Genomic DNA, 19,680 nt, shown 5'->3' on the forward strand with positions numbered 1-19,680 from the left:
GGGCCGCCGGGTTGCCGCCCGGCGCCTACGGTTTCGCGAACGCCCTCAGGGTGAACACCGGGTCGGGGCGGGGCCGTTCCTGGTCCGGCAGCGCCTCGAGCCGGGTGGCGAAACGGTCGGCGAGCTCCCCGCCCGGCGGCAGCGTGACGAACCAGCCGCGCCGCAGGTCGGCCACCGTACGACGGGGGCTGCGGCCCTGGCCGTGGCCGGTGAAGCGGGCCTCGCCGGCCGGTGTCAGGCCGTGGGCGCGGGCGTAGGACTCGACCGCATCGGCGGCGTCGCGTGCGGTGCTGGGCGGGCGGGCGGCGAGCACGGCGTCGATGTCGCTGCCCACGTTGTGCGCGGCGCCCTTGTCGACCGTCGTCACGTACACCCCGCCGGGCCGCAGCACGCGGGCGCACTCGCCGACGATGGTGCGCACGTCCTCGGCGCCGGGGGCCAGGTGCAGCAGCCACACGCTGCTCACGGCGTCGAACTCGCCGTCCCGGAAGGGCAGCCGGCGGCTGTCGGCCAGCACGACGGCGCCGGGCAGCCGGGCGGCGGCCCGGCGGGCCATCGCGGGGGCGAGGTCGGCACCCGTCACGCGCAGGCCCGCCCGTCCGGCCGCGAGCCGTCCGGAGACGATACCGGTGCCGCAGGCGACGTCGAGCAGGCTGCGGGCGTGCGGGGGGACGAGGCTCAGGACCGCCCGGGCGGCGGCTTCGGCGCGGGGCTCTCCGCCGCGCAGGGCGTCGTAGCGTTCCGCTTCTTCGTCGTAGTCGAGCACACCGTCAGTGTGCCCCGTGGCTCCCCGCCAGGTCCTCCACCCTGCGGGCGAGCTCGGCGTCCTTCTCCGTGACGACGCCGCCCGCGCTGTGGGTGCTGACCGCCAGGGTCACCGTGTTGTAGCCGAGGGTCAGGTCGGAGTGGTGGTCGAGTTCCTCCTGCACCTGCGCGATGTGCACCACCATCGCGGCCGCCGCGAAGTGCGAGTCGAGCCGGTAGGCGCGGGTGAGGCGGTCCCCGTCGAGGGACCAGCCCGGCAGCTCGGCCAGGCGCTCCTCGATCTCCTTCTGCGACAGCGGTTCCACGGGCACGGGCTGCGCTCCTCGTCTGGTGGGGTACGGGCACGGCGCCGTACGGCTCGGTTCCCCTTCCAGCCTGCCACAGCAGAGCCGCCGTGGCCCTGGTCCGCGGCGCCGGACGAGCCGGGCCCGCGGTCGACTACCGTTCCGCGTATGACCGTACTCATGTCCGGTACCACCCCCACCGCCCAGGGCGTGGGCCCGCTGCTGCGGGCCTGGCGGGAACGGCGGCGGATCAGCCAGCTGGAGCTGTCGCTGCGCGCCGACTCCTCCGCCCGGCACATCAGCTTCATCGAGACGGGGCGTTCCCGGCCGAGCGAGGAGATGGTGCTGCGGCTCGCCGACCGGCTCGACGTGCCCATGCGGGAGCGCAACGCGCTGCTCCTTGCCGCCGGCTACGCCCCGCACTACCCGGAGACCCCGCTGGACGACCCGGCGCTGGACGCGCTGCGCGCGGGCATGGAGCGTCTGATCAGGGGTTACGAGCCCTATCCCGCGCTGGTGGTCGACGCGCGGTACGAGGTCCTGGCCGCCAACCGGGGCATCGCGATGCTGATGGACGGCCTCCCCGAGCACCTGCTCGTGCCCCGGCCGAACGCGATGCGGCTGGCCCTGCACCCCGAGGGCCTGGCGCCGCGCATCCTCAACCTGCGCGAGTGGCGCGGGCACCTGCTGGAGCAGATGCAGCGGCAGATCGCCCTGGACCGCTCACAGGCCCTGCGGGCGCTGTACGAGGAGGTCGCGGCGTACCCGGTGCCGGACGACGCCCGCGACGAGGAACCGGACGAGCCGGTGCCGTACTTCGCGCTGCCGTTGCGGATCGAGCACGAGGGCCGGACGCTGTCGTTCATCTCGTCCATCTCCACCTTCAACACGCCGATGGACGTGACGGTCGCCGAGCTGGCCATCGAGACGCTGCTCCCGGCCGACCCGGCGACGGTCAAGTACCTTCAGACGCTCATGTCCTGACGCTGCCTCAGCGCCGCGTACTGGAGCAGCGCGAATCCCGTGACGACGAGCGCCTGGAGCACCGTCCACACCGCGCCCGCCGTCGTGGGCGAGAGCCAGAGGGCCAGGGCGGCGAGACTCAGCGCCGACCAGGCCAGGTTCGCCTCCACGACGGCCCGCACCGCGAGGGCCGGCGGGTGCCGGCGTGCGGCCAGCAGGCCCACGGCGGCCGTGTACACGGCGAGGAACGCGCCGAGGCCGAGCAGCAGCCCGGAGCCGGCCCCGAGGAAGCGGCCCAGCGGCCCGGACAGGGCGAGGTAGGCGAGCGCGTTGGTGCCGGTCACGACCGCGTCCAGGGCCAGGAAGCGGCGGAGCATGAGCTGCGGCTCGAGGGTGCGGGCGAGTGCGGCGAGCTGGTTCGTGGACATGGCGAGTCACCCTCCGTCGGGATCGGGCAAGGCTGCGGGGGACCGGGGGCCGGGCCGGAGTGCGCCGGTCCGGCCCCCGGTGTGTCTCCACGATCCCGTCCGGACGGGAAACGGTCGATTACCCGAGGGGTAATGCGGTCACCGCCCCTGCGCCCCTGTGAGGCCGGCGGAGGAACATGACAGACTGCGGGGGGACTTGGGCGCGTTGGGGAGGCGTGGCGTGAGTGAGCGGCGGGTGGCACCCACCGTGGGCCAGGTGGTGCTGGGCAAGCGGCTCCAGGAGCTGCGGGAGCGGGCGGGCCTCAAGCGCGAGGAGGCCGCCAAGGTGCTCCGGGTGGCCCCGGCGACCGTTCGGCGCATGGAAATGGCCGAGGTCGCGCTGAAAATACCGTATGTCCAGATCCTGTTGACGGCGTACGGGGTGCCCGAGGACGAGGTCGCGGCGTTCGTCACGCTGGCCGAGGAGGCGAACCGGCCGGGCTGGTGGCAGCGCTACACCGACGTGCTGCCGGACTGGTTCAGCCTGTACGTGAGCCTGGAGGGCGCGGCACGGATCGTCCGCTCCTACGAGCCGCACTTCGTGCCCGGCCTGCTCCAGACCGAGGACTACGCCCGTGCGGTCCTGGACGCCGGGACGATAGGGACCGCGGGGCAGGAGGCCGTCGAACGGCACGTGTCCCTGCGCATGGAGCGCCAGCGCCTGCTGGACCGGCGGGACCCGCCGCACCTGTGGGTGATCATGGACGAGACGGTGCTGCGGCGCCCGGTGAGCGTCCACGGACGGGTGATGCGCGAACAGCTCGACCGGCTGCTGGAGTTCGCCGTCCGGGACCGGGTGACCCTCCAGGTCGCCGAGTTCGAGGACGGTCCGCACCCGGGGACGTACGCCCCGTTCACCCTGTTCCGCTTCGCCGAGCCGGAGCTGCCCGACCTGGTCTTCACCGAGTACCTGACCGGCGCGCTGTACCTCGACTCCCGCGCGGAGGTCTCCACTCACCTGGAGGTCCTGGACCACATGACGGCACGCGCCGCCTCCACCCAGCGCACCGAGAAGATCCTGCGGGAGTACCGCGAGAACTACTGACCCGGCCACCCGTCAGCACCATCCCTGAGGGAGAAGACACCGCATGACCGGATCCGACGCCGCTTCCACCCCCCTCGACACCAGCCGGCCGCATCCGGCCCGCGTCTACGACTGGTGGCTGGGCGGCAAGGACAACTACCCCGTGGACGAGGAGCTGGCCCGGAAGATCCTGGCCGTGGACGACACGGCGGTGCGCGGGGCGCGGGCCAACCGCCGGTTCATGCAGCGGGCGGTCCGTACGGTCGCCGACGCCGGGATCCGCCAGTTCCTGGACGTCGGCACGGGCATCCCCACCGAGCCGAACCTGCACCAGGTGGCCCAGGGCGTCGCTCCCGAGGCGCGGGTGGTGTACGCCGACAACGACCCGATCGTGCTCCGGCACGCCGAGGCGCTGCTGCACGGCTCGGCGGAGGGCAGCACCGAGTACGTCCACGCGGATGTCCGGGACCCGGACACCATCCTGCGGCTGGCCGGCGAGTGCCTGGACTTCGAGCGGCCGGTCGCCCTGTCGCTGGTGGCCCTGACGCACTACCTCGGGGACGCGGTGGACGGCGACGACGTGCACGGCCTGCTGAAGCGGTACGTCGACGCCCTGGCACCGGGCAGCTTCCTGATCCTCTCGCAGGTCACGCCCGACCTGAACCCGGAGGCGGTCGGCCGGGCCGCCGGTCTGTTCGCCCGCAGCGGCACGCCGTTCCACCCGCGCTCGCTCGCCGAGTTCGCGCGGTTCTTCGACGGTCTGGAGCTGCTGGGCCCCGGTGTCATCCCGGTGACCGGATGGCGGCCGGACCCCGAGGACGTGGCGGCCCAGACGGAGGGCATCGTCCCGGTGTACGCGGGGGTGGCGCGCAAGCCCTGAGCCGTCCCGGCGCCGCGCGCCCTGACCCGTACGGACGCCGCGGACAGGTGGGCGATCCCTGCGGCCCCTAGGTTCGGACCCAGGCGAGCAAGGGAGCGCACGTGACCGACACGCGGACACCGCCCACCGAGCCGGGCGCGGCGCTGCTGCGCGCGGGCCGGTTCTTCCGGCCCGGCACCGCGGCCCCCGACCTGCACAGCATCGGGCTGGTCGGCGGGCGGGAGTCGGACGCGTTCTACCGGGACCGCTGGAGCCACGACAAGGTCGTGACCTCCACGCACGGCGTGAACTGCACGGGCTCGTGCCGCTGGAACGTGTTCGTCAAGGACGGCATCATCACCTGGGAGACGCAGGCGACGGACTATCCGTCCGTCGGCCCGGACCGTCCGGAGTACGAGCCGCGCGGCTGCCCCCGGGGCGCCGCGTTCTCCTGGTACACGTACTCGCCGACCCGCGTGCGCTACCCGTACGTGCGCGGGGTGCTGCTGGACATGTACCGCGAGGCCCGGGCCCGGCTCGGGGACCCGGTGCTGGCCTGGGCCGACATCCAGGGCGACCCGGAGCGCCGGCGGCGCTACCAGCGGGCACGGGGCAAGGGCGGGCTGGTCCGGGCGAGCTGGGACGACGCGGTGGAGATGGTCGCGGCGGCCCACGTCCACACCATCGAGCACCAGGGGCCGGACCGGATCGCCGGGTTCTCCCCCATCCCGGCGATGTCGATGGTGTCGCACGCGGCCGGGGCCCGCTTCCACTCCCTCATCGGCGCGCCGATGCTGTCGTTCTACGACTGGTACGCCGACCTGCCGGTGGCCTCCCCGCAGGTCTTCGGCGACCAGACCGACGTGCCCGAGTCGGGTGACTGGTGGGACGCGGCGTATCTGATCATGTGGGGCACGAACGTGCCCGTGACCCGCACGCCGGACGCGCACTGGATGGCGGAGGCCCGTTACCGGGGCCAGAAGGTGGTCGTCGTCGCGCCCGACTACGCCGACAACGCCAAGTTCGCCGACCAGTGGCTGCACCCGCACCCGGGCACGGACGCGGCGCTGGCGCTGGCGATGGGGCACGTGGTCCTCAAGGAGTTCTTCGTCGACCGGGTCACGCCCTTCTTCGACGACTACGTGCGGCGCTTCACCGACCTGCCGTTCCTGGTGACGCTGACCGAGCGGGACGGGGCGTACGTGCCGGCGAAGTTCCTGCGCGCCGCCGACCTGGGGCAGGAGGGCCGGGACGGGGAGTGGAAGACGGTCGTGCTGGACGAGGTGACGGGCCGCGCGGTGGTGCCGGGCGGGTCGCTGGGCTTCCGCTGGAACGAGGCCGACCGGGGCAAGTGGAACCTGGACCTCGGTGACGTGCGCCCCCGGCTGAGCCTGCACGGCCACGAGGCGGCGGCGGGCGTCGAGGTGCTGCTCCCCCGCTTCGACACCGAGGGCGGCGCACACGGCCAGGGCCGCGGGGACGTCGTCCGGCGGGGCGTGCCGGCCACCCGGCTGGGCGGGGCGGGCGGGCCGCTGGTGACGACCGTGTTCGACCTGCTGCTGGCGCAGTACGGCGTGGCCCGTGCCGGGGTGCCGGGCGACTGGCCGGCGTCGTACGAGGACGCGGACGCGCCCGGCACCCCGGCGTGGCAGCAGACGCACACCTCGGTCCCGGCGGCGGCCTGTGTGCGGATCGCCCGCGAGTTCGCGCGGACCGCCGAGCGCTCCGAGGGCCGCTGCATGATCCTGATGGGCGCGGGCACCAACCACTGGTTCCACTCGGAGACGATCTACCGGACCTTCCTCGCGCTGCTCCAGCTGACCGGCTGCCAGGGCCGCAACGGCGGCGGCTGGGCGCACTACGTGGGCCAGGAGAAGTGCCGCCCGGTGACCGGCTGGGCGTCGCTGGCCGCCGCGTCGGACTGGTCCCGGCCGCCGCGCCAGATGATCGGCACGGCGTACTGGTACCTGAACACCGACCAGTTCCGCTACGACCGGTTCGGTGCGGACGTCCTGGCCTCGCCGCTCGGTGAGGGGCGGCTCGCGGGGATGACGGCCGCGGACTGCCTGGCGCTGTCGGCGCGCACGGGGTGGATGCCGTCGTACCCGACCTTCGACCGCAATCCGCTGGAACTGGGCGAGACCCCCGGTGACCCGGTGGCGAACGCCGTGGCCGAACTGCGCGCGGGCACACTGAGGTTCGCCTGCGAGGACCCGGACGCGCCGGAGAACTGGCCGCGGATCGTGACGCTGTGGCGGGCCAACCTGCTGGGCTCGTCGGCGAAGGGCGCCGAGTACTTCACCAAGCACCTGCTGGGCACGCACTCGTCGCTGCGCGCCCAGGAGGCGTCGCCCGAGGAGCGGCCCCGCGATGTGGTGTGGCACGAGGAGGCGCCCGAGGGAAAGGTCGACCTGCTGCTGTCGCTGGACTTCCGGCACACCTCCTCGACGCTGCTGTCCGACGTGGTGCTGCCGGCCGCGACCTGGTACGAGAAGCACGACCTGTCCAGCACCGACATGCACCCCTACGTCCACGCGTTCTCCCCGGCCGTGGACCCGCCCTGGCAGGCCCGCACCGACTTCGACACGTTCAAGGCGCTGGCCGAGAAGCTGAGCGAGCTGGCCGTCGGACGTCTCGGCGTCCGCAGGGACCTGGTGGCGGCGCCGCTCCAGCACGACACCCCGGGCGAGATCGCCCAGCCCGGCGGGGTCGTACGGGACTGGAAGCGCGGTGAGTGCGACCCCGAGCCGGGCAGGACCCTGCCGAACCTGACCGTCGTGGAGCGGGACTACACGGCGATCGGCGCCAAGTTCGCGGCCCTGGGGCCGCTGGTGGAGACCGAGGGGCTGCCCGCCAAGGGCATCACCCTGAGGCCGGACGAGGAGGTCGAGCTGCTGCGGCGGACGAACGGCGCGGTGCGCGGCGGCCCGGCCGACGGGCGCCCCGCGCTGGACACCGCGGTGAAGGCCGCCAACACCGTCCTCGCCCTGTCCGGCACCACCAACGGCCGCCTCGCCACGCAGGGTTTCCGCACCCTGGAGGCGAAGACCGGGCAGGAGATGGCCCACCTGGCCGCCGAGCACGAGGGCAAGCGCGTCACGTACGCGGACACGCAGGCGGCGCCCGTGCCGGTGATCACCTCGCCGGAGTGGTCGGGCAGCGAGGCCGGCGGGCGCCGGTACACGGCGTTCACCCTGAACACCGAGCACCTCAAGCCCTGGCACACCCTCACCGGCCGCCAGCACTTCTTCCTCGACCACGACTGGATCCACGAGCTGGGCGAGGCGCTGCCGGTGTACCGGCCGCCGCTGGACATGAGCAGGCTGTTCGGCGAGCCGCAGCTCGGCCCGGACGGACACCGCGAGGTGACGGTCCGCTACCTCACCCCGCACAACAAGTGGTCCATCCACTCCGAGTACCAGGACAACCTGTTCATGCTGGCGCTGTCCCGGGGCGGACAGACCATCTGGATGGCGCCCCAGGACGCGGACGCGATCGGCGTGTCCGACGACGACTGGATCGAGGCGGTCAACCGCAACGGCGTGGTCGTGGCCCGCGCCGTCGTCTCGCACCGCATGCCGCCCGGCACGGTCTACATGCACCACGCTCAGGAGCGCACGGTCAACGTGCCGCTCGCCGAGACGACCGGGAAGCGCGGCGGCATCCACAACTCGCTCACCCGGCTGCTCCTCAAGCCGACCCATCTCATCGGCGGCTACGCCCAGTTGTCCTGGGCGTTCAACTATCTGGGGCCGACGGGCAACCAGCGCGACGAGGTGACGGTGATCCGCCGCCGCGCCCAGGAGGTCGAGTACTGATGCGCCCGATGGCCCAGATCGCGATGGTCATGAACCTCGACAAGTGCATCGGCTGCCACACCTGCTCGGTCACCTGCAAACAGGCATGGACCAACCGGCGGGGCATGGAGTACGTCTGGTTCAACAACGTCGAGACCCGCCCCGGCCAGGGCTACCCCCGCCGCTACGAGGACCAGGAGACGTGGCGGGGCGGCTGGGAGCTGAACCGGCGGGGCGCGCTCAGGCTGAAGGCGGGCGGACGGCTGAAGAAGCTCGCCGGCATCTTCTCCAACCCGCGACTGCCCGAGATCAAGGACTACTACGAGCCCTGGACGTACGACTACAAGAACCTCACCGACGCCCCGCTGGGCGACGACTACCCGGTGGCGCGGCCGGTCTCGCAGCTCGACGGCAAGCCGATGAAGATCGGCTGGTCGTCCAACTGGGACGACAACCTGGGCGGCGCCCCCGCCTACGGCGAACTGGACCCGATGGTGGAGCGCACCCGCCGGGAGGCCTCGGACAAGGTGCGGTTCGCCTACGAGCAGACCTTCATGTTCTATCTGCCGCGCATCTGCGAGCACTGCCTCAACCCGTCGTGCGTGGCGTCCTGCCCGTCCGGGGCGATGTACAAGCGGTCGGAGGACGGTGTCGTCCTGGTCGACCAGGACCGCTGCCGGGGCTGGCGGATGTGTGTGACGGGGTGCCCGTACAAGAAGGTGTACTTCAACCACCGCACCGGCAAGGCCGAGAAGTGCACGATGTGCTACCCGCGCATCGAGGTGGGCCTGCCGACGGTCTGCTCGGAGACCTGCGTGGGGCGGCTGCGGTATCTCGGGGTCGTGCTGTACGACGCCGACAAGGTGACCGAGGCGGCGTCCACGCCGAACGAACGGGACCTGTACGAGGCCCAGTTGGGTGTCTTCCTCGACCCCGACGACCCCGAGGTGCGCCGGGCCGCCGAGGCCGCGGGGATCCCGCGCGACTGGCTGGAGGCGGCCCGGCGCTCCCCCGTGCACGCGCTGGTCAGCAGGTACCGGGTGGCGCTCCCGCTGCATCCCGAGTTCCGCACCCTGCCGATGGTCTGGTACATCCCGCCCCTGTCGCCAGTGGTGGACGCGCTGACGGAGACCGGGCACGACGGCGAGGACGCCGACAACCTGTTCGGCGCGATCGACACGCTGCGCATTCCGCTGGAGTACCTGGCGGAGCTGTTCACCGCGGGCGACGTCGCCCCGGTGCGGGCCTCGCTGGAGAAGCTGGCCGCGATGCGCTCCCACATGCGGGCGGTCAACCTCGGCGAGGAGACCGACCCGTCGGTCGCGGCCGCCGCCGGCCTGACGCCGACCGCGATCGAGGACATGTACCGGCTGCTGGCGATCGCCAAGTACGAGGAGCGGTACGTCATCCCCACGGCCGCCGTCGGGGACGCGCGGCGGCTGGAGGAGTCCGCGCTGCCGGACACGTGCAGCCTGGACGTCGACGGCGGCCCCGGCATGGGCGGCGACGGCCCGTTCGGCCAGGACTCGGGACGCAGGCGGCTGCCGCTGGTGCCGGTGGAGAACTTCCACATCCTGCGCCGGCGGCAGACCGCGGACGACGAGAGGGAGGTGTGATGCCCGGCTTCGAGGTCCTGTACCAGGCGGCGGCGCTCTGCCTGACCTACCCCGACGACGACTTCCGCGCCCGGCTGCCCCTGCTGCGCGAGGCCGCGCCGCAGCTGCGGGAGTTCACCGACCACGCGGCGGTGACACCGCAGGGCGCACTCCAGGCGCACTACGTGGAGGTCTTCGACTTCAAGAACCGGCACAGCCTGTACCTGAGCTGGTGGAGCGACGGCGACACCCGGCGGCGCGGGATGTCGCTGGTCCGCTTCAAGGAGCTCTACCGCGCCCACGGCCTGGAGTTCACCGGCGAGGAGCTGCCCGACTTCCTGCCGGCCGTCCTGGAGTTCACGTCGCGCACCGGGGACGTGGGGCTGCTGGTCGAGCACCGTGACGCCCTCGGCGAGCTCCACTCCCGGCTCACCGCCGCCGGCACGCCGTACGCATGTGTCCTGGCCGCCGTGTGCGCCACCCTGCCGCCCGCACCGACCGGAGCACGCCGATGACCCTCTTCCTCTGGGGCGTCCTGCCCTACGCCGCGTTCGTCCTGCTCGTCGCCGGGCTGGTCTGGCGGCACCGCTACGACCGGTTCGGCTGGACCACCCGCTCCTCCCAGGTCTACGAGTCGAAGCTGCTGAACATCGCCTCACCGGTGTTCCACTACGGCATCCTCTTCGTGCTCGTCGGCCACCTCATCGGGCTGTTCGTCCCGGCGTCGTGGACGCAGTCGATCGGCGTCGACGAACACGCGTACCACCTGTTCTCGCTGTACGGCGGCACCCTCGCCGGGGCACTGACGGTCGCCGGGATCGGGCTGCTGATCTACCGGCGCCGCACCAACGCACCGGTCTTCCGCGCCACCACGGCCAACGACAAGGTCATGTACGTCTTCCTGCTCGGCGCCATCGTGCTCGGCATGGTCGCGAAGCTGTCCGACACCTCCGGCAACGGCTACGACTACCGCACCACCATCGCCCCCTGGGCGCGCAGCCTGTTCACCCTGCACCCGAAGACGGTGCTGATGGAGGGCGTGCCGGTGCTCTACCACGTGCACGCGGTGATCGGGATGGTGCTCATCGCGCTGGTGCCCTACACCCGGCTGGTGCACATGTTCAGCGCCCCGCTGCCGTACGTGTTCCGCCCGTACGTGGTGTACCGGTCGCGCGACCCCAGACAACTGGGGCCGCGCCCGGACCGGCGGGGGTGGGAGCGGGCGGGCTCCTGACCCGGCTAGGCCAGCTTGGCCGTCAGGGTGATGGTCGTACCCGTGAGTGCCTGGCTGACCGGGCAGTTCTTCTTGGCGTCCTCGGCAGCGGCGACGAACGCGTCGTTGTCGATGCCCGGGACGGTGCCCTCCACGGTGAGGTGGATGCCCTTGATGCCCTCACCCGGCTGGAAGGTGACGTCGGCGGAGGTGGTGAGCTTGGTGGGCGGGGTGCCGGCGCCGGCCAGGCCGTGCGACAGCGCCATGGAGAAGCAGCTGGAGTGGGCGGCGGCGATCAGCTCCTCGGGGCTGGTCTTGCCGTTCGCCTTCTCGGCGCGCGACGGCCACGACACCGGCTGCTCGCCGATGCCGGACGAGTCGAAGGTGACGACGCCGCTGCCCTCGAGCAGGTTGCCTTCCCAGACGGTGTGTGCGGAGCGCGTGGTTGCCACGACGAGTCCTTTCCGGATTCCCTTGCGGTACTGGGGCGGTGGGAGCCCGTGCCCGGGTTCCCACCCCCATCCGATCACACTCCGGCTCAGCTCACCCGGAAGACCGGTCCCTGTGCGGGGTGCGCTGCCGCCGGGCCGCCATCACCGCGTAGACCAGGACGCCCGCGAACAGGAACAGCACACCCTGGTAGACCGCCGCGTAGCCGGCGCCCGCGACCAGCCACAGGGAGAACGCCGCCGCCACGGAGGCGATCACGGCGTCGCGCACCAGCCGGGCGCGGTTCACACGCTCGTGCTGCCCGGAGACCAGGTGGAAGAGCTGCGCCGCGGTGGCCAGCAGGTAGGGCACGGTCGCCGTGAAGGTGGTGACGAGGACCAGGACCTCGAAGACCTTCGCCGAGCCGGACGTGTAGTTGTAGACGGTGAGCAGGGAGGCCAGGACGACGGTGACGCCGACGCCGACCGTGGGGACACCGCGCCGCTTGCGGGCGAAGGCCGCAGGGAAGAGTCCGTCGCGGGCCGCCGCGTACGGGGTCTGGGCGCTGAGCAGGGTCCAGCCGTTGAGGCAGCCGGTCATCGACACCAGGGCGGCGAGCGCGACGGCCCAGCCGCCCCAGGCGCCGCCGAACATGGCGTTCACGGCGTCGGAGAAGGGGGCGGTGGAGTCGACCAGGCGGTCGTGGGCGACGGTGCCGAAGACGGAGAGGGTGCCGAGCAGGTAGACGAGCGCGGCGCCGGCGGTGCCGATGACGGTGGCCCGGCCGACCGTGCGGCGCGGGTCCTTGACCTCGCCCGCGCTGACCGCGGCGGACTCCACACCGAGGTAGGAGAAGAGCAGGATCGCGGCGGCGGCGGAGACCGCGCCGATGCCGCTGCCGCCGCTCGCGTTGAAGGCGCCGAGGTTGTCCGGGTCGAAGAAGAACAGTCCGCCGACCGCGACGAGCAGCAGCGGCGCGAACTTGAGCACCGTGGACACCATCTGGACGGCGCCCACGTAGCGGGTGCCGGCGAAGTTGGCGAGCGCCGGCAGCCACTGGATGACGAGCGCGGCCAGGCACGCGGTCCAGCGGTGCCCGTTCACCGGGATCAGGACGTCGAGGTAGCCGACTGCGGCGACGGCGAGCGCGGCGTTGGACACCCAGGTGGTGATCCAGTACGCCCAGGCGGCGAGGAAGCCGGCGAAGTCGCCGAAGGCCTCGCGGGCATAGACGTAGGGACCGCCGGTGCGCGGGTCGCGGGCGGCGAGCCGGCCGAAGACCAGGGCGAGGGCGATGGCGCCGACCGTGAGCACGCCGAAGGCGAGCAGGCTGATCGTGCCGAACGGGGCGACGGAGGCGGGGAGCAGGAAGATGCCGCCGCCGATGATGTTGCCCATGACCAGGGCGGTGGCGACGGGCAGCCCGAAGCGGCGGGCGTGCTTGTTGCCGTGGGGTGCCGGGCTGGGGGCGGCGGAGGTCTCCTGCGGAGCCGGAGCCGGTGGGGGGACGGTCCCGGTGACGTGCATGGGGTGGTACGCCTTCCTTGGAACTGGTGCCCGGGATCGCCGGGACGGCGTCCATGGTCCGGCACGGCCGCGAAGGGCTCCAAATCAGGCGGTTTTGTCCTGTGCGAGCCCGTCCGGGACCGCAAAAGGTGCGCTGCCGAGGCTCTGCGGCCGGGAATCGTCCAGGGGCACCTGCGGGCCGTTGGACTCGCGCAGCCAGCGGCGCAGGATCCGGTGGACGTGCTCGGCGCCGACGATGTCCGCCCCTTCGCCGTCCGGCGCGGACAGGACGGCGGGCGACAGCAGGAAGGCCCGCGACTGGGCGCCGCCGAGTCCGCCGTGGGAGCCGATCTGCTCCTCGAAGGCGAGGACCTCGCCGTCGGCCGGGTCGTGGAAGGAGTTGACCATGATGTCGGCGGTGTGCGGGAAGGAGTGCGTGCGGCGCACGGCGTCCGCGGCTCCGGGGCCGAACGGCGCGAGCGGGCCGGGCTCCTCGTCGAGCCGGTCCAGGGGGATCTCCGCGCCGCGCGCGCCGAGGACCACACCGCCGTGCTCCTCGCTGCGCACGAGCAGGAAGCCGACGCCGGGATGGTTGGCGAGGGTGGGCAGCAGCGCGGGGTGGCGGGCGTCGATCTCCTCGCGGGTCATCCGGTGCGGCACGTCCGGGAAGGAGACCAGGCCGAGGTTGCCGGAGGCCAGCACGACCGGCTCCGAGTGGCGGTGGGCGGGCCGGCGCAGTTCCTCGCCCTCCTCGACCGGCCGGTGCAGGGCGGCCCGTACGGCGGTGCGGGCCTCGGCACCGCTGCGGGTGCGCCGCGCCCGGCGTGGCACGGGCAGTCCGCAGCCGGCCCGCACCAGGTCGGCGAGGGTGAGGCCGTAGCGGGAGCGGAAGGTCTCGCCGGGGCTCTGGCCGTGGTCCGACAGGACGACGATCCGGTACCGGCGGGGCGCGTGTTCGGCGACCTTCTCGATCAGCGCGAGGGACCGGTCGAGCCGCTGGAGGACCTTCGCGGCGTCCCGGCTGCGCGGCCCGGAGTGGTGCGCGACCTCGTCGTAGGCGACCAGGTCGGCGTAGACGGCGGTGCGTCCGGCGAGCATGTCGCCCATCACGGCGGCGACGACGACGTCCCGCTCGACGACGGTCGCGAAGGCGCGCACGAAGGGGTAGAGGCCGCCGCGGGAGACGCGCGGGCGGACCTTGCGGAGGCGGGCCCGGGTGGACTGGCCGATCTCGCGGCCCACCTCGGCGACGAAGGACAGGGCGGTGCGGACCGCGTTGGCGGGGTCGGAGAAGTAGGCGAAGTAGCCGGACCGGGACCGGTTCTCCCGGCTGCGGCGGCGGGTGGCTATGGAGAGCACGAGGGCCTGTTCGTCGGCGCCGCCGCTGAACAGGTTGCCGCGGCTGGCGCCGTCGAAGGTGAGCAGTCCGCCGTCGCCGGTGTGCTCGATGGCCCGTCGCTGGAGGTCGGCGGCGCTGGTGGGGCGGTTGCAGACGACCACCTCGCCGCTGTCCTTCTCGTACCAGCGGAACGCCGGGACGTCGTGGTTGCTGCCGTGCAGGATGCCGAGCTGGCTGGCGCCGGTCTGGCTGGACCAGTCGGTGCGCCACGGGGCGAGCCGGTGGGTCGCGGAGGAGCCGTCGCGGCCGAGCCAGCGCGCGACGGTGGGCATCAGGCCCTCGTCGACCGCGTCCATCAGCACGTCGTGGCCGACGCCGTCCAGTTGCAGGAAGACGGTGCCGGGGCCGGTCGGGCAGGGCGGGCCGGATCTGCGGCGGCGGTCGGCGAGCCGGTAGAGCCGGCGCCGGTAGGCGTCGTCGTCGCGGACGGCCAGGGCGCCGCCGGTGGCCGAGGCCACGGCGGACATCACGGCGGCCACCACCACGGCGGTCTCCGGGGCGACACCGCCGCGCGCGGTCGGGTTCACGTCCAGTGCGAGGAGCAGCAGCCCGCCGTTGAGGAAGAAGACCAGCAGCCCGAGGACGAGCGCCGGCACCAGCAGCAGCAGCCGGACCAGCAGCGGCCACACCAGGGCCGACAGCAGGCCGAACGCGCCGGCGCCGACCGCGGCCGTGACGGCGATGTCGGTCGCGCTGTCACCGTCCGGGGACTGGAGCCGGAAGTCCGGGAGGATCCCCGCGAGCACCAGCATGGTGACCGTGGAGACGGCCCACACCGCGATGCTCCGCCCGACCTGACTGGCGCCCCGCCGCCAACGCCCTCCACCCACGCTCCGCACACCTCACGTCCCGGCCCGTCGTCCGCGCGGGCCCTCCCCACCCTGCCACAACGCTCCGGAACGCCTGTTTGTCCCCCCTGGCCCCGTTCACCCGGGACACGCCCGGTATCCCGGTGGGCCGGCAGTCAGCGGCCGTCGTATCCCGCCGTCGGCATCGACAGCCTGCGGTGCACGCACGCCTTCATCCGGGCGTCGTACGACGGTTCCTCGTGTCCGACCGTCTCCACCCGCACCCCGCGCCGCGCGCACTCCGCGGTGAACTCGGCCACGGACGACAGCGCGCTCTCCAGCACCCGGTGGCTGGGCGCCACGAACAGGTCCTGCCCGGAGCGCACGCCCTCCCACAGGGCGTCGTGGTCGGGGCGCAGTCCGCGGACCAGCAGTTCCCGGGTGACGACGTAGCCCTGCTCGGCGGCCCAGCGTGCGCACATGGCGTGCTGGCTGCGGGAGTCGACGAGGAACGGATCGTCGTCCAGTTGCTCCAGCGGCGTCAGACTCGCGATCGCCGTCACGCGTAGCGGCCTCATGGTGTCCCCCTCACCTCCCGTTTTCGCCGCCGACCCTACTCCTGGACGTAGGCTTCGGGGAGTCGCGCGAAGGAGGCAAAGAGGTGCCGGTGGAGCTCACGTGGTGGGGTCACGCCACCTGCACGGTCGAGGACTCGGACATACGTGTGCTCACCGACCCGCTGTTCGCCCGCAGACTCGCCCATCTGCGCCGCAGGCGGGGCCCGGTGCCGCCGTCGGACGCCTGTCGCGCGGACGTGACGCTGGTGTCCCATCTGCACGCCGATCATCTGCACGTGCCGTCGCTCGCGCGGCTCGCGCCGGGCACGCGCCTGCTCGTGCCCCGGGGCGCACGACGGGCGGTGCCGGGGCTGCGCCGGCTCGGGCACCTGAAGCTGACCGAGGTCGCGCCCGGCGACGAGACGGTGGTCGGCGACCTGCTGATACGGGCGGTGCCCGCGCGGCACGACGGGCGGCGGCTGCCGCTCGGCCCGCACCGCTCCCCCGCGCTCGGCTACGTCGTGGAGGGCGAGGGCCGTACGTACTTCGCCGGGGACACCGGCCTGTTCGACGGGATGGAGAAGGAGGTCGGGCCGGTCGACGCGGCGCTGCTGCCGGTCGGCGGCTGGGGACCGTACCTGGGACCCGACCACCTGGACGCGGGGCGGGCCGCCGAGGCGCTGGCCCGGCTGGCGCCGGCCACGGCGGTGCCGGTGCACTACGGCACGTACTGGCCGATCGGGATGGACGCCGTGCGCCCCCACGAGTTCCACACGCCGGGCGACGAGTTCGTGCGCCTGTCGGCGCTGCGCGCGCCCGACGTCGCGGTGCACCGGCTGGGGCACGGCGAGAGCGTGCGGGTGGAGGTCGCGAGGTGACCTGGCTGGGCACCGCCGTGACGACCATCCCGACCGAGCCGACGCAACAGGCGCTGGGCTATCCGTCGTTGTTCCTGCTGGTGCTGATCGGGGCGCTGGTGCCGGTGGTGCCGACGGGCGTGCTGGTGAGTTCGGCGGCGGTAGTGGCGATGCACCAGACGCTGCCGCTGTCGCTGCTGATGGTGTTCGTGACGGCGTCGCTGGCCGCGTTCTGCGGGGACATGGCGCTGTACTGGCTGGGGCGGCGCGGGGTCGGGTCGAAGAACGGCTCGCGCTGGCTGGAGGTGATCCGGTCCCGGGCGCCCGAGGACCGGCTGGAGCAGGCGCAGGAGAAGCTCGCCGAGCACGATGTCGCGGTGCTCGTGCTGTCCCGGCTGGTGCCGGCGGGCCGGATACCGGTGATGCTGGCCTGCCTGCTGGCCGAGTGGCCGTCGCGCCGCTTCGCCCGGGGCAACCTGCCGGCCTGCCTGGCCTGGGCGGCGACGTACCAGCTGATCGGCATCCTGAGCGGCTCCCTGTTCAGCAAGCCGTGGGAGGGCGTGGCGGCGGCGATCGCGCTCACGGTCCTGGTGAGCGCGGCACCGAGCGCCTGGCGCCGGCTGCGGGGGCCGGCGAAGGCGTAGGCGGCGGAGCGGGGCCGTTCACTCGTCGCCCAGCAGGCGGGAGCCGCCGACCGGCAGGTCCCACAGGTCCTCCCGGGGCAGGCCCGCCCGCTGCCAGGCGGCGCGTACGCGGGTGAGCGGTTCCATGACCGGTTCCGCCGACAGCACGAAGGTGCCCCAGTGCATCGGCGCCATCCGCCGGGCGCCGAGGTCCTGGACGGCCCGGACCGCCTCCTCCGGGTCGCAGTGCACGTCGCTGAGCCACCAGCGCGGGTCGTAGGCGCCGATGGGGAGCAGCGCGAGGTCGATGCCGGGGTAGCGGCGGCCGATGCGGGAGAACCAGTGGCCGTAGCCGGTGTCGCCGGCGAAGTACACGCGCCGGCCGTCGGCGTCGGTGAGGACCCAGCCGCCCCACAGCGTGCGGCAGGTGTCGGTGAGGCTGCGCTTGGACCAGTGGTGGGCCGGTACGAAGTCGAAGCGGACTCCGCCCAGCAGGGCCCCCTCCCACCAGTCCAGCTCGGTGACCCGGGTGAACCGGCGCCGGTGGAACCAGCGGCCGAGCCCGGCCGGGACGAACACCGGGGTGTCGCGCGGGAGCCTGCGCAGCGTCGGGGCGTCGAGGTGGTCGTAGTGGTTGTGGCTGATGACGACGGCGTCGACCCGCGGCAGGTCGCTCCAGGAGACGCCGACGGGGGTGATGCGGGCCGGGGTGCCGAGGATGCGGCGGGACCAGACGGGGTCGGTGAGCACGGTGAGCCCGCCGATGCTCAGCACCCAGCTGGCGTGTCCCGCCCAGGTGACGGCGACGGTGCGGGCGTCCACGCGGGGCAGCGGTCCGGGGGCGTACGGCAGCCTGGGGATGTCGGCGAGGCCCTCGGGGCCGGGTCTGACCGCGCCCTCGCGGGCGAATCTGGCGAAGGCCTTCAGACCGGGCAGCGGCGCGGTCAGGCGGTCGTGGAAGGTCCGCGGCCACACCCGGCGTTCGGCGAGCGGCCGGGGCTCCGCGAGCGGCGGGAAGGGGGAGGCCGTGACCGGTGGAGCGGCGGTGTCCTGGTCCGGGACGGGCGTGGTGGTGCTCGTGGTCGACCGGGGCTGCTGCGTCATCGAGGAAGCTCCCATCGCTGAGCGTCGCGGAGATCGCCGAAGACCGACTTCAGACCGGTCAACGCGGCGTGCACGTGCGGCAGTTCCAACGGGTCGGGGGAGGCGAGGCATTCCGCGCGCCGCTCGTCGGTGTCTCCCAGCAGCGGGCCGGTGGACAGCCGGACGCGCAGCGCGAGGAGGTCGTCGCCGAAGCGGTGGCCGCCGGGGGCGGGCATGCCGAGCCGGGCGGTGAGGAAGTCCTCCAGTTCCTGGGCGTCGCCGACGCCGTGGGCGCCGAGCGCGTCGCGCAGCGGGCCGAGGTCGGCGTACAGGTGGCGTCCGGCCTGCGGGGGGCGGGCGGTGGCGCCCGCGGCGACGACGGCGGTGTGCACGGCGGCGGCCACGCGCGCGTGCAGGCGTACGGCGGCCGACCGGCGGGCGGTGACCGGCTCCGGTTCGGCGAGCGCGTACCCGGCCGCGGCGGCGAGGGGCGCGGCGACGCGGGCACCGAGCGCGGTGAGCACGTCCAGCACGCGCGCGTGCAGGCCGTTCCCGGCGGCGGAGGCGGGGAAGCGGGCGACCGCGGCCGGCCAGCCGGGCGGCAGCAGGGCGCCGGCCAGGTCGGTGACGACGGTGACGTGGTCGGGCAGCATCTCGGCGGGGCTGAGCAGCACGGTGGCGTGCGGGTCGTGCAGGGTGTCGCGCCAGGTCTCGTCGCTGACCAGGTGCAGTCCCTCGCCGACGGCGGCCTCGACGGTCTCGTGCAGCAGCTCGGGCGGCGCGACGGTGCCGGTGGGGTCGTCGGCGACGGACAGCACGAGCAGCCGCGGGTCGCCGCCCTCGGCGCGGATGCGGCGCACGGTCTCCAGGAGGGCGTACGGATCGGGGACGCCGCCGGACTCGGCGGGCGTGGGGACGTGGAAGACGGGTCTGCCCAGCAGCCGCGCGTACGGCGCCCACCAGGCGGCGCAGGGGCGCGGCACCAGGATGTCGCCGCCGAGCGCGGCGGTCAGCGCGAGCAGCAGCGCGTTGGCGCCGGGGGCGGCGGCCACGTGGTCCGGGTCGGTGGGCAGGCCGCGCCGGTTCCAGTAGCCGCAGGCGGCGTCCAGCAGCGCCGGGGCGCCACCGGCGGGCTCCTCGTGACCGCGGCCCGCGGCGGCGGCGAGGACGGCGGACAGTTCGGGCAGGACGGGCAGCCCGTCACCGGGAAGGTGCGGACCCCGACGAACGGCACCGTGACCGTCGGGGGCGTGGCCTCCGGGGTGTCGCCCTCCGGGCGCGGGGTCTCCGGGGCCGTCGCCTTCGGGACCGCTCCCGGGCGTGGGACCTCCGGCGTGCTGTCCCCCGGCCGTGCGGCCTCCGGCATTGTCGCCCCCGAGCGGGCGACCTCCGGCGTCGTCGCCTCCGAGATCGTTGCCCCCGGCCGCGCGGCCTCCGGGCTGCTGCCCTCGGGGCGGGCGGCCTCCGGGGT

At 73.6% G+C, this 19,680-nt stretch carries 17 protein-coding genes and 1 pseudogene; 9 read left to right on the forward strand and 9 right to left on the reverse strand.

The window, feature by feature from the left end:
* Window positions 1-25: 25 nt before the first annotated feature.
* Window positions 26-766 (reverse strand): class I SAM-dependent methyltransferase, encoded by a 741-nt coding sequence (locus ACIRG6_RS15140; protein ID WP_318215233.1) that lies wholly within the window; start codon window positions 764-766, stop codon window positions 26-28.
* A 4-nt stretch (window positions 767-770) separates the two neighbouring features.
* A complete protein-coding gene (locus tag ACIRG6_RS15145; protein ID WP_239764420.1) occupies window positions 771-1,076 on the reverse strand; it encodes a 4a-hydroxytetrahydrobiopterin dehydratase in 306 nt (101 codons plus the stop codon).
* Between the two features lie 141 nt (window positions 1,077-1,217).
* Here ACIRG6_RS15145 and ACIRG6_RS15150 point away from each other — a divergent pair, with 141 nt between their 5' ends.
* Window positions 1,218-2,033, forward strand: a complete 816-nt coding sequence (locus tag ACIRG6_RS15150) for a helix-turn-helix domain-containing protein (RefSeq protein ID WP_364677001.1) — start codon at window positions 1,218-1,220, stop codon at window positions 2,031-2,033.
* Here ACIRG6_RS15150 and ACIRG6_RS15155 read toward each other — a convergent pair.
* Complete coding sequence (locus ACIRG6_RS15155; RefSeq protein WP_364677000.1) at window positions 2,015-2,440, reverse strand: hypothetical protein; 426 nt, start codon at window positions 2,438-2,440, stop codon at window positions 2,015-2,017. The two genes, ACIRG6_RS15150 and ACIRG6_RS15155, sit on opposite strands and share 19 nt — an antisense overlap.
* 220 nt (window positions 2,441-2,660) lie before the next feature.
* Between ACIRG6_RS15155 and ACIRG6_RS15160 the strand changes: the two genes are divergently transcribed.
* The 6 genes from ACIRG6_RS15160 (at window position 2,661) to narI (ending at window position 10,988) form a co-directional block, all read left to right on the forward strand.
* The gene (locus ACIRG6_RS15160; protein WP_350714939.1) at window positions 2,661-3,524 is read left to right on the forward strand and encodes a helix-turn-helix domain-containing protein; all 864 of its coding nucleotides are present in this window, start codon (window positions 2,661-2,663) and stop codon (window positions 3,522-3,524) included.
* Between the two features lie 43 nt (window positions 3,525-3,567).
* Entirely contained in the window at window positions 3,568-4,383 is an 816-nt protein-coding gene (locus ACIRG6_RS15165) for an SAM-dependent methyltransferase (protein WP_364676999.1), read from the forward strand.
* Window positions 4,384-4,484: 101 nt separating this feature from the next.
* Complete coding sequence (locus ACIRG6_RS15170; protein ID WP_403322894.1) at window positions 4,485-8,180, forward strand: nitrate reductase subunit alpha; 3,696 nt, start codon at window positions 4,485-4,487, stop codon at window positions 8,178-8,180.
* Window positions 8,180-9,775 (forward strand): nitrate reductase subunit beta, encoded by a 1,596-nt coding sequence (gene narH / locus ACIRG6_RS15175; protein ID WP_403322896.1) that lies wholly within the window; start codon window positions 8,180-8,182, stop codon window positions 9,773-9,775. The genes ACIRG6_RS15170 and narH overlap by 1 nt, the downstream gene beginning before the upstream one ends.
* Entirely contained in the window at window positions 9,775-10,269 is a 495-nt protein-coding gene (gene narJ / locus ACIRG6_RS15180) for a nitrate reductase molybdenum cofactor assembly chaperone (RefSeq protein WP_239764413.1), read from the forward strand. The genes narH and narJ overlap by 1 nt, the downstream gene beginning before the upstream one ends.
* Window positions 10,266-10,988 (forward strand): respiratory nitrate reductase subunit gamma, encoded by a 723-nt coding sequence (gene narI / locus ACIRG6_RS15185; RefSeq protein ID WP_364676994.1) that lies wholly within the window; start codon window positions 10,266-10,268, stop codon window positions 10,986-10,988. Before narJ ends, narI begins: the two co-directional genes overlap by 4 nt.
* Window positions 10,989-10,993: 5 nt before the next feature.
* Here the strand turns inward: narI and ACIRG6_RS15190 are convergent, their stop codons facing one another.
* The 4 genes from ACIRG6_RS15190 to ACIRG6_RS15205 form a co-directional block, all read right to left on the reverse strand.
* The gene (locus ACIRG6_RS15190; protein WP_189232415.1) at window positions 10,994-11,419 is read right to left on the reverse strand and encodes an OsmC family protein; all 426 of its coding nucleotides are present in this window, start codon (window positions 11,417-11,419) and stop codon (window positions 10,994-10,996) included.
* Between the two features lie 91 nt (window positions 11,420-11,510).
* Window positions 11,511-12,923, reverse strand: a complete 1,413-nt coding sequence (locus tag ACIRG6_RS15195) for an amino acid permease (protein WP_365021172.1) — start codon at window positions 12,921-12,923, stop codon at window positions 11,511-11,513.
* Between the two features lie 84 nt (window positions 12,924-13,007).
* Entirely contained in the window at window positions 13,008-15,140 is a 2,133-nt protein-coding gene (locus ACIRG6_RS15200) for an alkaline phosphatase family protein (protein WP_381690733.1), read from the reverse strand.
* Window positions 15,141-15,265: 125 nt separating this feature from the next.
* Complete coding sequence (locus ACIRG6_RS15205) at window positions 15,266-15,667, reverse strand: hypothetical protein (RefSeq protein ID WP_364676988.1); 402 nt, start codon at window positions 15,665-15,667, stop codon at window positions 15,266-15,268.
* An 83-nt stretch (window positions 15,668-15,750) separates the two neighbouring features.
* Between ACIRG6_RS15205 and ACIRG6_RS15210 the strand changes: the two genes are divergently transcribed.
* Window positions 15,751-16,524, forward strand: coding sequence for an MBL fold metallo-hydrolase (locus ACIRG6_RS15210; RefSeq protein ID WP_239764406.1), 774 nt, complete (start codon window positions 15,751-15,753; stop codon window positions 16,522-16,524).
* A complete protein-coding gene (locus ACIRG6_RS15215; protein WP_403322900.1) occupies window positions 16,521-17,147 on the forward strand; it encodes a DedA family protein in 627 nt (208 codons plus the stop codon). Before ACIRG6_RS15210 ends, ACIRG6_RS15215 begins: the two co-directional genes overlap by 4 nt.
* Before the next feature lie 18 nt (window positions 17,148-17,165).
* Here the strand turns inward: ACIRG6_RS15215 and ACIRG6_RS15220 are convergent, their stop codons facing one another.
* Both ACIRG6_RS15220 and ACIRG6_RS15225 read right to left on the reverse strand, forming a co-directional pair.
* Window positions 17,166-18,230 carry an MBL fold metallo-hydrolase gene (locus ACIRG6_RS15220; protein ID WP_365021175.1) on the reverse strand — a complete coding sequence of 355 codons (1,065 nt, stop codon included), beginning with the start codon at window positions 18,228-18,230 and terminating at the stop codon, window positions 17,166-17,168.
* Window positions 18,227-19,456, reverse strand: a pseudogene (locus tag ACIRG6_RS15225) (aminotransferase class I/II-fold pyridoxal phosphate-dependent enzyme); the annotation flags it as partial. The gene ACIRG6_RS15220 and the pseudogene ACIRG6_RS15225, both read right to left, overlap by 4 nt.
* Window positions 19,457-19,680 lie beyond the last annotated feature (224 nt).

Source organism: Streptomyces flaveolus, from assembly GCF_044765825.1.
Classification (GTDB): Bacteria; Actinomycetota; Actinomycetes; order Streptomycetales; family Streptomycetaceae; genus Streptomyces; species Streptomyces flaveolus.